The following is an 11,269-nucleotide window of genomic DNA, read 5'->3' as shown; positions in this document are numbered from 1 at the left end:
CCACAAAACCCCTGCCGGAGCTTCCTGTATCCGCCGTGCTGCCGGCGCTGTTGCCATCGCCGAGCGCTTCCGTCAGCGCCGGCAGCACGGCGGATACAGGAAGCTCCGGCAGGGGTTTTGTGGTCATGGCGCCCGCATATCAGCGGTTACGGCCAAGGCGCAACCAGAGTCGGTTTAAAGCCGGGTGCGCGAAAACGGGTTCCAGCGCACGGTGCCCAGCCGCGCTTCCTCACGAACCATGGTCAAAAGGCCGGCGCCGCCAACGACCGCCAGGCCAACCAGCGACAGCCCGTCCGGATATTCCCGGAAGAACAACGCGCCGAGGATCACCGCCCAGGCGATCTGCGAATAATGCGTCGGCGCGACGCGGTTGGCGGGCGCGTATTTCATGGCCAGCAGCTGCAGGAATTGTCCACCCGCGGTGAAGGCACCGGCCATTGCCAGCCACAGCAACTGCTTTCCGCTGGGAACAGTAAAGGCGGTGGCGGCGGCACCGATGCCGTTGAACAGCAGGCCGCAACCGACCAGCACGCCGAGCATGGTGGTGCGCTTTTCCTGCTGCGCCAGCGAGCGCATCAGGATGACGCTGGTGGCCGCGAGGAAAGCAACGCCGAAGGCGGCAAGATGGCCGAGATTGAGTTCGCGAAAGCCAGGCCGCACCACCAGCATGACGCCGGCAAAACCGGCGACCACCGCCAGCCAGCGCCAGGGGCCGACCTTCTCCTTGAGGATCACCGTGGAGAGAATGGTGACGCAGAGCGGCGCCAGGAAGATCAGCGCATAGGACTCGGCCAGAGGAATGGTGGTGAAGGCGTAGACGCTGAGCACGCCGGAAGCGATGCCCGCCCAGGCGCGCGCCTGCACCGCCCATGGTCTTTTGGTGCGCCAGAAATCGCGCCAGCGTTCGCCCGCAGGTCGCGTGAAGAATAGGAAGAAGCCCGCGAACAAAGTTATGAAAAAGCCGATCTCGAAGATCGTGAGTTGACCGCCCAGGCTTTTGACAACGGCATCGCTGCCCGAATAGCTTGCGTAGGCGATCAGGGCGAGCAGGATTCCGTTCGTCACGTTGTTCCAGTTCCGGGGAGAGAGTGATTTGAAAATCCTGGCGCTCGGTGCCCATCCGGACGACATCGAGATCTTCATGTTCGGTACGATGGCCGCCTATGCCGCGCAAGGCGCAGAGCTCACTTTTGCCATGGCCACGGATGGTGCCAGGGGCGGCACGAGTGATCCCGCTGTTCTCGCTCGTGTCCGTCGCGATGAAGCAACGGCCGCGGCTGCGCTGGTAGGCGCAATGCCACGCTTCCTCGACTTCCCGGACGGCGAGTTGGTGGCCGATGCAGCGCTGATCGGAGCTCTGAAAGCACTGATTGGTCAAACCGGCCCGGATCTGGTGATCACGCATGCGCCCAACGACTATCACGCCGACCATCGCGCGTTGTCGGACGGCGTGCGCATCGCGGCGTCTTTCGCCGTCCCGGTGCTGCATGCCGACACGATGGGCGGCACCGGTTTTTCGCCGACGCACTATGTCGACATTTCCGCCCATGCCGACGTCAAGGCCGAGGCGATCCGAATGCATCAGTCGCAGGATCCCGACCGCTTCGTCGACATCGCGCGGACACAGAACGCCTTTCGCGCCGGCCAGTGCAACGGCGCGCAAGGCTCCTCGGCCGAAGCCTTCCGCTTCGAACCGTCGTTCCCGTTCGCCGATATCCGTATGCTGCTGCCGCCGGCACCGCCGATCCGGAAGGTGATGGTGAGCACCAGAAGGGTCGGTTGAGAAGCCGAGGCGACCCCACGTCCTGGTCACAATCGGCCTGAACAGCTTCGGTAAGCCGACCAGCGAGCCGCGCTTCTCCAACGTTTTCAGACATCGCGATAAGCATGCTGCGGCGCAGCAACGAATTCGCTTGCTTTGTTTAGTAAAAATTGCATCACTAAACAAATTACTAAACATCCGCAGCATAACCGCGCAGCCATGTTTGGGCCCCTGAGGAGAGGGGTTGAGGGCTTTTTGAAACCGTCATCCGGGCGCGTTTCGCAAATGGGAGGAAGTCATGAAATCGAGCTTGAAACTGGCGTTGGGACTGACCTCGGCGATCACAGCGTCGACAGCCGTCTCGAACGTCGCGCACGCTGAAGACCTGACGCTGTGCTGGGCCGCCTGGGACCCGGCCAACGCGCTTGTCGAACTGTCCAAGGATTTTACCAAGGAAACCGGCATCGGCATGAAATTCGAGTTCGTGCCATGGACCAACTATGCCGACCGTTTCCTCAACGAGCTGAACTCGCACGGCAAATTGTGCGACCTGATCATCGGCGACAGCCAGTGGATCGGCGGCGCTGCCGAGAACGGCCACTACGTCAAGCTGAACGACTTCTTCGACAAGGAGAAGATCAGCATGGACGATTTCGTGCCGGCAACCGTCGTCGGCTATTCGGAATGGCCGAAGAACACGCCGAACTACTGGGCGCTGCCGGCCATGGGCGACGTCGTCGGCTGGACCTATCGCAAGGACTGGTTCTCCAAGCCGGAACTGCAGAAGGAATTCAAGGAGAAGTACGGTTGGGATCTCGGCCCGCCGACCACTTTCGACCAGTTGAAGCAGGTCGCCGAGTTCTTCCAGAAGCGTGAGATCGACGGCAAGACCGTCTACGGCGCCTCGATCTACACCGAGCGCGGCTCGGAAGGCATCACCATGGGCGCCATGGACGTGCTCTACAGCTATGGCTTCCAGTACGAAAACCCCAAAAAGCCCTACGAAATGGAAGGCTTCGTCAACTCCGACAAATCGGTAAAGGGGCTGGAGTTCTACAAGGCGCTCTATGATTGCTGCACGCCTCCGGGTGCCTCGAACAGCTATATGGGCGAAGGGGTCGACGCCTTCAAATCCGGCCAGGTGGCGATGCACATGAACTTCGCCTTCACATGGCCAGGCCTGCAGAAGGACGAGAATGTCGGCGGCGACAAGATCGGCTACTTCGTCAACCCGAAGGGGCCTGACGGCGAGCAGTTCGCCCAGCTCGGCGGCCAGGGTATCTCAGTGGTGTCCTATTCCGACAAGCAGGAATCGGCGCTGAAATACATCAAGTGGTTCGCCAACAAGGAGGTGCAGGCCAAATGGTGGTCGCTCGGCGGTTATTCCTGCCTCAACGCGGTGGTCAAGGACCCGGGCTTCCCGGCCAGCCAGCCCTACGCGCAGACCTTCCTCGACTCGATGGCCATCGTGAAGGACTTCTGGGCCGAGCCGAGCTACGCCCCGCTGCTGCAGGCCTCGCAGAAGCGTTTCCACGACTATGTCGTCGCCGGCCAAGGTTCGGCCAAGGATGCGCTGGACGGCCTGGTCAAGGACTGGACGCAGGTCTTCCAGGACGACGGTAAGATGTAACTGGGGCAAGATGTAACCCGGCTCCTCCCGAGCTCGACCCATGCGTCCCGTGCCGCCCTTGGCACGGGACGCAGTTCAGATAAATTCCATGACAGAGACGACCAAGTGACCGAAGCAGGACTCACCATGCTCAATCGGACCGCGGAGAACGTTGCCCAGGCGACTCCGGAGCCGTTGGCCCGCAAGGTCCGGGGCATCAGCGACAAGGGCCTCGCCTGGCTGTTCATCTCGCCGACGATCCTGTTGCTGCTGGCCATCAACATCTTTCCGCTGTTCTGGGCGATCTATCTGTCGTTCACCAACTACCGCGCCAACCGCCCGAACGAGGTGGTGAAGAACCTCGGCTTTGCCAACTACCAGCGCATCCTCGGCGACAAGGATATCTGGATCGCCATGCAGACGACGGCGCATTTCGTGTTCTGGACCATCCTGTTGCAGACGCTGATCGGCTTCACCCTGGCCTGGCTGATCGACAGGAAGTTCCGCGGCCACGCCTTCTGGACGACGCTGATCCTGGTGCCCATGATGCTGTCGCCGGCGGTGGTCGGTAATTTCTGGCGCTTCCTCTACGAGCCGCAGATCGGCCTGTTCGCCTACGCCATATCCTTCGTCACGAGGATCCCGCCGACCGATATCCAGATGCTCTCCAACGTGTCGCTGGCGCCCTGGTCGATCATCATCGTCGACACCTGGATGTGGACACCCTACGTGATGCTGATCTGCCTCGCGGGCCTGCGCTCCATCCCCGAATACATCTACGAGGCGGCCGAGGTCGACCGCGCCTCCAACTGGCGGCAATTCTGGTCGATCACGCTGCCGATGGCGCTGCCCTTCATCATGCTGGCTGTGCTGTTTCGCGGCATCGAGAACTTCAAGATGTTCGACATGGTCAATCTGTTGACCGGCGGCGGGCCGGGCTCGACCACCGAGGTCGCCTCGATCACGCTGAAAAGGCAGGCTTTCGAGAGCTGGCGCACCGGCTATTCCTCGGCCTTCGCAATCATTCTTTTCGTGGCGGTGTTCGGCCTCGCCAACATCTACGTCAAGGCGCTGAACAAGGTGAAGCAGAGATGAGCCTGACCACAGCCCATTCGGTCGTCGCACCGAGCAGCAACTCGAAACGGATCGCCGGCACGATCATCGTGCTTTACGCACTGATCTCGATCGTGCCGCTGCTGTGGATCTTCGCCACCAGCTTCAAGACGCCGCCGGATTCGATCGCCTATCCGCCCAAGATCCTGTTCCAGCCCAGCCTCGAAGGCTACTGCAATCTGTTCACGACGCGGACCCGTCAGACGCCGGAATACATCAACTCGCTGGGGCCGGCGACAGGCTTCTGCGACGAGACCACGCGCAAGCGCAACATGGTGATCGCCGGCCCGTCCAACTTCCTGCCGCGCTTCGTCAATTCGCTGATCATCGCCTTCGGCTCGACCTTCTGCGCCGTGTTCCTCGGCACGCTGTCGGCCTATGGCTTCTCGCGCTTCAAGGTGCCGCTCGCCGACGACCTTTTGTTCTTCATCCTGTCGACGCGCTTCATGCCGCCGATCGCCGTCGCCATTCCGATCTACCTGATGTACCGCGAGCTTGGCCTGTCGGACACCGCGCTCGGCATGATCCTGCTCTACACGGCCGTCAACGTGTCGCTGGCGGTGTGGCTGCTGAAAGGCTTCATCGACGAAATCCCGCGCGAGTACGAAGAGGCGGCGATGATCGACGGCTATACGCGGCTGCAGGCCTTCTGGCGCACCGTGCTGCCGCAAGCGACGACCGGCATTGCAGCGACCGCGATCTTCTGCCTGATCTTCGCCTGGAACGAGTACGCGTTCGCGGCACTCCTGACCTCGGGCACCGCGCAGACCGCGCCGCCCTTCATCCCGACCATCATCGGCGAAGGCGGCCAGGACTGGCCGGCGGTCGCGGCCGGCACGACGATCTTCCTGGTGCCGATCCTGGTCTTCACCATTCTGCTCCGCAAGCAATTGCTGCGCGGCATCACCTTCGGCGCGGTGCGTAAATGAGCATGACCAAGCCTGAGAAACGCAAATCGCGCTGGCCGGCCTGGGCCAGGCGCGGGCTGATGGAGAACATCGCCACGGCACTGATCGCCATCGGCTTCCTGATGCTGTTCCAGCCCTTCGCGCTGTCGCTCTACACCTACTCCTTCATCACCATGCTCGCCGGCACCGTGATGTTCATCATCGTCTCCAAGTTCCCGGAATAATCATGGCCGAAATCCGCGTCCAGCACCTGAGAAAGGCCTTCGGCGATTTCGTCGCCGTGCAGGATTCTAACTTCGTCGTCGAGGATGGCGAGTTCTTCGTCATGCTCGGGCCGTCGGGCTGCGGCAAGACGACGACGTTGCGCATGATCGCGGGGCTCGAATTGCCGACCGGCGGCCAGATCCTGCTCGGCGGCGACGACGTCACCATGCTGCGGGCCCGCGAGCGCGACATCGCTTTCGTCTTCCAGCTGTTCGCGCTCTATCCGCACATGAATGTGCGCAAGAACATCGGCTTCCCCTTGCTGGCGCAAGGCATGCCATCGCCCGAGATCCGCACCCGTGTCGAGGAAACGGCAAAACTGCTGCGCATCGATCATCTGCTCAACAAATCCGTCTCCGGACTTGCCGGTGGTGACCGCCAGCGGGTCGCGCTCGGCCGCGCCATCGTGCGGCGGCCGAAGTGCTTCCTGATGGATGAGCCGCTCGGCACGCTCGACACCGAATTCCGCGATTTGATGGTCCATGAACTGCGCGAACTGCACAACCGCATCCGTGCCACGACGGTCTATGTCACGCACGACCAGATGGAAGCGATGTCGATGGCCGACAAGATCGCGGTGATGAACCATGGCGTCATCGAACAGTTCGGAAGCCCACGCGAAATCTACGACCGCCCGGCAACCATGTTCGTCGCCGACTTCATCGGCTCCCCGCCGATGAATTTTCTGGGTTTTGGCGGCGGGCTGGCCAAAGGCGCCAGGGAGATCATCGTGCAAGGTGCGAAGGTCGCGGTGCCGGAGGTACGAGAGGACATCGCACCCAGCGACATGGCCCTTGGCATCCGCCCGGAGCACATACGCTTCGACGACGCCTCCAAGCTGCGCGGCGCCATCTATGGCACCGAATATCTCGGCACCACGCAGATCGTCGCGGTCGAAACGGCGGACGGTATCATCAAGGCACGCGTGCCGGCCGAAATCCGGCTCTCCACCGGCGACCATGTCGGCCTGACGCTGAGCAGCGCGCGCCTGTCGCTGTTCGAGAAGGGATCGGGCCGCGCGGTGAGAACCGCGATCCACGATGTCGCCTCGGAGCGGAGGGCCCAGCATGGCTGAGGTGCACATCAAGAACGTGACCAAGAGTTTCGGCGACCATGTCGCCGTCGACGGCCTCGACCTGCACATAGCAGATGGTGAATTCGTCGTGCTGCTCGGGCCGACCGGGGCCGGCAAGACAACGACGCTGCGGCTGATCGCCGGGCTGGAACGGCCGGATTCCGGCACGATCGAGATCGGCGGACACAATGCCACGACACTGTCGCCGGCTGAGCGCGACACGGCCTTCGTCTTCCAGCAATATTCGCTCTATCCGCATCTGTCGGTATTCGACAACCTCGCCTTCCCGCTGCGCTCGCCGGCGCGGAAAATGCCGGAGGACCAGATCCGCCGCCGGGTCGAGGAGGTGGCGAAGATGGTGCGCATCCATCACAAGCTCGCCAACCGCTCGACCAAACTTTCGGGCGGCGAAATGCAGCGCGTCGCCATCGGCCGCGCGCTGGTGCGCAAGCCCTCGATCTATCTGATGGACGAGCCGCTATCATCGCTCGACGCCAAGCTGCGCGGCGATCTCAGGCTCGAGCTGAAGCGCATCCAGACCGAGCTCGGCGCCACTATGCTCTACGTCACCCACGACCAGATCGAGGCGATGACGATGGCAGACCGCATCGGCATCCTCACCGAGGGCGTGCTGGTGCAGATCGGCTCGCCGCGCACCATCTATTCAGAGCCGGCAAACCTGCATGTCGCGGCAAGGCTCGGCCAGCCGGCGATCAATCTTCTGCCGACCGGACTGCTGCCTGACGGCGGTGCACCGGCCGGCACCAAGACGATCGGCGCGCGCACCGAGCATCTGACGATCGCGAAGGCCGCGAATGGTCACGCCGACGGCGTTGTCGACTGGGTCGAGCATCTCGGTGACCAGAACCATTTGCATGTGACGGTTGGCCCTAAGAAGCTGGTGACGCTGACGGACCCCGACACGGATTTGGCGCAGGGCGACAGAGTGGTGATCCGCTACCGGTCACCGCTGTATTTCGGCGCCGATGGACAGCGATTGATGTGAGCGGTTTTCGGTGATTCAGCACCGGTTTTGACTTTGCCAGTACGGGACGAATTCGATGAAGCACTTTTTCAATCGCAGGGAAACGATCGTCACCGAGGCGCTCGACGGTCTGTTACGGACCATCGGATCAGGCGATCTCGCGCGCCTCGACGGCTATCCCGAGATCAAGGTCATCCTGCGCGCCGACTGGGACAAGACGAAAGTCAGTGTCGTCTCCGGCGGCGGGGCCGGGCACGAGCCGTCCCATGCCGGCTTCGTCGGCAAAGGCATGCTGACGGCGGCGGTCTCAGGCGAGATCTTTGCCTCGCCAAGCGTCGAAGCCGTGCTGGCGGCCATCCGGGCGGTCACCGGTCCGGCCGGCTGCCTGCTGATCGTCAAGAACTACACCGGCGACCGCCTCAATTTCGGCCTGGCGGCCGAGAAGGCGCGCGCCGAAGGGTTTCGCGTCGAGATGGTGATCGTCGCCGACGACATCGCGCTGCCTGATATCACCCAGCCGCGCGGCGTTGCCGGCACCTTGTTCGTGCACAAGATCGCTGGTCATTTGTCGGAAGCCGGCCACGATCTGGCATTCGTCGCAACGGCCGCTCGCGCGGCGGCGAAGGATATCGTTTCGCTCGGCATGTCGCTGTCGTCCTGCTCGATCCCCGGCCAACCGCACGAAGACAGGTTTGGCGAGAATGATGGTGAGCTCGGCCTTGGCATTCATGGCGAGCCGGGCGTCGAAAGGATTGCGGTGCAGAGCGCCGACAGGCTGGTGGCGATCATGGTGGAGCGCCTCGCGGCACGGCTTGATCCCGAGGCCACCTACGCCTTGCTGATCAACAATCTCGGCTCCGTGCCGCCGCTCGAAATGTCTGTCGTCGCCAATGCGGTGCTTGCATCGCCGCTGGCCAAAACCATCAAGCTGACGATCGGCCCGGGCCCGCTGATGACGGCGCTCAACATGAACGGCTTCTCGCTGTCGCTGATCCGGCTGGATGCGGCGCGCGAAACCGCCTTGCAGGCGCCGGTCGGTCCGCACGCCTGGATGCCGGCAAAGCCGGTTGTTTCACCTGCCGTCGTGCCGATGGCGAAAGCGGCCGGACAGAGCGCGGCACGCAAGCCCAGCCAGGATGCGCGGACCCGCTCTCTTCTCGTCACCATCTGCGAACGGCTGATCGCGCTGGAAACCACGTTGAACGGGCTCGACGCCAAGACAGGCGACGGCGACACCGGCTCGACGGTGGCGACCGGCGCGCGCAGTGTTCTCGAGCGGCTTGATGCGCTGCCGCTTGCCGAGCCGGCGGCGACCCTTGGCGCGATAGGTGACATTCTGAGCGCGTCGATGGGCGGCTCCAGCGGCGTGCTGCTGTCGATCTTCTTCACCGCCGCAGCGCAAGCTCTGGAGAGCGGCGCGAGCTTAGCCAAGGCGCTGCTTGCCGGCCTCGACCGAATGACTTTCTATGGCGGGGCCAGGATGGGGGATCGCACCATGGTCGATGCCCTCGAGCCAGCCCTCAGAGCGCTCGATGCCAAGAGCGTGGACGAAGCGGCTGTGGCGGCTCGACGCGGTGCCGAAGCCACCTCCGCCATGGACAAAGCTAAGGCCGGACGGTCCGCCTATGTCGGCAGCAAATTGCAGGGTGTGGTCGACCCCGGCGCTCACGCGGTGGCCGAAGTCTTCGCGGCCGCCGCCGCACTGCACGAAGCGGCCTGATTCATGCTCCAGTTGTCGAATGATCGTTCTTTCGATACTGCCGGCAAGATAGAAACCGGAAATGCGGGTGACATGGCGGCGTTGAACCTTGCCAGGCTGATCGCGGCCGCTGCGGATACCATTGCCGCTCACGCCGAGGAGTTGACGGCGCTCGACCAGGCGATCGGCGACGGCGACCACGGGCTGAACATGAAGCGCGGCTTCGAGGCCGTGCGCGCGGAAGCCGAAGCATTTTCGGCCAAACCGCTGCCCGATGCCTTGAAGGCAATCGGCACCAAGCTGGTGATGACGGTCGGCGGCGCCTCCGGCCCGCTATTCGGCACCCTTTTCCTGGCACTCGGCAAGGAGATTTCAGCGGCGCCTGATCGCGCCAATCTGACGGCGGCGTTCGGCAAGGCGATAGAAGCGGTGGCAGCACGGGGCAAGTCGCAGGTTGGACAAAAAACCATGCTCGACGTGCTGCAGCCGGTGCATGACGCGTTGCTGCAGGGAAAGACGGCGCCGGAAATCGCAGGTATCGCCGGTGCGGCCGCCGAGGCGACCGTGCCGATGAAGGCCCGGCGCGGCCGTGCGTCGTTCCTTGGCGACCGGTCGATCGGCCACATGGATGCCGGTGCACGCTCGACCGCGCTTCTGGTGCGCACGATCGTCGAAACGCTGGAAGGTCAGCCATGAGCAATGTCGGCATCGTCATCGTTTCGCATTCGCCGCTGGTTGCCGAGGGCACGGCCGACATGGTGCGGCAGATGGTGGGCGACGAAGTGCCGCTTGCATGGTGCGGCGGAAACGGCCATGGCGGGCTCGGCACCAATGTCGAGGCGATCATGGGCGCCATCGACAAGGCCTGGTCGGAAGCCGGTGTCGCCATTCTGGTCGATCTCGGCGGTGCCGAGACCAACTCGGAAATGGCGGTGGAGATGATCGGCGAGCCACGCTCGCACAAGATCATCGTCTGCAACGCGCCGATCGTCGAAGGCGCGGTGATGGCGGCGACCGAGGCCTCCGGCGGCGCCTCGCTCCGGGAAGTGGTGGCGACGGCACATGAATTGTCGCCGTCGTGAGTGAACGGGAAGTTTGAAGACATGTCCGCATCCGCCGAAGCGACCGTTGTGATCACCCACGAGGTGGGCCTGCACGCGCGTCCTTCGGTGAAGTTCACCAAGCTGGCCAAGAGCTTTGCCGCCGAGGTGGAAATCGCGCTTGCCGCCAACGGCCCCTGGTTCGACGCCAAGAGCATCGTCAAGGTGATGGCGACCAAGGCGCCGAAGGGTACGCTGTTGCACATCAGGGCCAGCGGAGACGGCGCCAATGATGCCGTCGACGCGCTGGTCGAACTGGTGCGGCGCGATTTCGACGAAGGCGCGGACCATGCCCGAACCGCTTAGGCTGCAAGGTATTTCGGCTTCGGCCGGTTATGCCGAAGGGCCGCTGTTCGACCTCGACCAGACTGTCGGCTCCTATGTCGGCAAAGAAACAGCCGACGATGAGAAGGCCGCGCTCGAAGCCGCAATCGGCATCGCCACGGGCCGTCTCACTGCAATGATCGGGATGGCCGAGGGCGATGCCGCCGACATTCTCGAGTTTCAGATCGCCATGCTGCAAGACGATGCGCTGAGCAGCCCGGCCTTTGCCGCGATCCGCACCGGCCTGCCGGCCGACACGGCGTGGCGGCAGGCGCTTAACGCTGAAATCGCCGGCTACGATGCTTCGGAGCAGGATTATTTCCGCGCGCGCGCCGCCGACATCCGCGATATCAGGGACCAGGTGCTGCGGGCTCTGTCGGAGGTTGGCAACGTCGAGCCGCCCGCCGGCGCCATCCTCTATGGCGAGGAT

13 protein-coding genes are annotated in these 11,269 nt (G+C 63.3%); 12 read left to right on the top strand and 1 reads right to left on the bottom strand.

From position 1 onward, the window contains the following. Positions 1-174: 174 nt before the first annotated feature. A complete protein-coding gene (locus EN893_RS05850) occupies positions 175-1,065 on the bottom strand; it encodes a DMT family transporter (RefSeq protein ID WP_127271454.1) in 891 nt (296 codons plus the stop codon). A gap of 28 nt (positions 1,066-1,093) precedes the next feature. Here EN893_RS05850 and EN893_RS05845 point away from each other — a divergent pair, with 28 nt between their 5' ends. The 12 genes from EN893_RS05845 to EN893_RS05790 all read left to right on the top strand — a co-directional run. Beyond that, positions 1,094-1,783, top strand: coding sequence for a PIG-L deacetylase family protein (locus EN893_RS05845; protein WP_127273168.1), 690 nt, complete (start codon positions 1,094-1,096; stop codon positions 1,781-1,783). Between the two features lie 277 nt (positions 1,784-2,060). Continuing rightward, positions 2,061-3,392 (top strand): ABC transporter substrate-binding protein, encoded by a 1,332-nt coding sequence (locus EN893_RS05840; protein ID WP_127269189.1) that lies wholly within the window; start codon positions 2,061-2,063, stop codon positions 3,390-3,392. A gap of 126 nt (positions 3,393-3,518) precedes the next feature. Then, positions 3,519-4,466 (top strand): sugar ABC transporter permease, encoded by a 948-nt coding sequence (locus tag EN893_RS05835; RefSeq protein WP_127269190.1) that lies wholly within the window; start codon positions 3,519-3,521, stop codon positions 4,464-4,466. After that, positions 4,463-5,413 (top strand): carbohydrate ABC transporter permease, encoded by a 951-nt coding sequence (locus EN893_RS05830; RefSeq protein ID WP_013528079.1) that lies wholly within the window; start codon positions 4,463-4,465, stop codon positions 5,411-5,413. The genes EN893_RS05835 and EN893_RS05830 overlap by 4 nt, the downstream gene beginning before the upstream one ends. Then, complete coding sequence (locus EN893_RS05825; RefSeq protein WP_127269191.1) at positions 5,410-5,616, top strand: hypothetical protein; 207 nt, start codon at positions 5,410-5,412, stop codon at positions 5,614-5,616. The genes EN893_RS05830 and EN893_RS05825 overlap by 4 nt, the downstream gene beginning before the upstream one ends. A gap of 2 nt (positions 5,617-5,618) precedes the next feature. Continuing rightward, a complete protein-coding gene (locus EN893_RS05820) occupies positions 5,619-6,731 on the top strand; it encodes an ABC transporter ATP-binding protein (protein ID WP_127269192.1) in 1,113 nt (370 codons plus the stop codon). After that, entirely contained in the window at positions 6,724-7,737 is a 1,014-nt protein-coding gene (locus EN893_RS05815; protein ID WP_127272511.1) for an ABC transporter ATP-binding protein, read from the top strand. The genes EN893_RS05820 and EN893_RS05815 overlap by 8 nt, the downstream gene beginning before the upstream one ends. A gap of 55 nt (positions 7,738-7,792) precedes the next feature. Then, positions 7,793-9,436 carry a dihydroxyacetone kinase subunit DhaK gene (locus EN893_RS05810; RefSeq protein ID WP_127272512.1) on the top strand — a complete coding sequence of 548 codons (1,644 nt, stop codon included), beginning with the start codon at positions 7,793-7,795 and terminating at the stop codon, positions 9,434-9,436. A 72-nt stretch (positions 9,437-9,508) separates the two neighbouring features. Next, entirely contained in the window at positions 9,509-10,111 is a 603-nt protein-coding gene (gene dhaL / locus EN893_RS05805; protein ID WP_127272513.1) for a dihydroxyacetone kinase subunit DhaL, read from the top strand. Then, positions 10,108-10,497, top strand: coding sequence for a dihydroxyacetone kinase phosphoryl donor subunit DhaM (gene dhaM / locus EN893_RS05800; protein WP_013528085.1), 390 nt, complete (start codon positions 10,108-10,110; stop codon positions 10,495-10,497). Before dhaL ends, dhaM begins: the two co-directional genes overlap by 4 nt. Positions 10,498-10,518: 21 nt before the next feature. Then, a complete protein-coding gene (locus EN893_RS05795; protein ID WP_127271907.1) occupies positions 10,519-10,821 on the top strand; it encodes an HPr family phosphocarrier protein in 303 nt (100 codons plus the stop codon). After that, the coding region (locus tag EN893_RS05790) for a phosphoenolpyruvate-utilizing N-terminal domain-containing protein (RefSeq protein ID WP_281062471.1) at positions 10,805-11,269 on the top strand (465 nt) is incomplete at its 3' end. The genes EN893_RS05795 and EN893_RS05790, both read left to right, overlap by 17 nt.

The sequence above is a fragment of the Mesorhizobium sp. M7A.F.Ca.CA.004.04.2.1 genome, from assembly GCF_004022825.1.
Lineage (GTDB): Bacteria > Pseudomonadota > Alphaproteobacteria > Rhizobiales > Rhizobiaceae > Mesorhizobium.
Note: the sequence above shows the minus strand (reverse complement) of the source record. Positions and strands in the feature narration are given on the sequence as shown.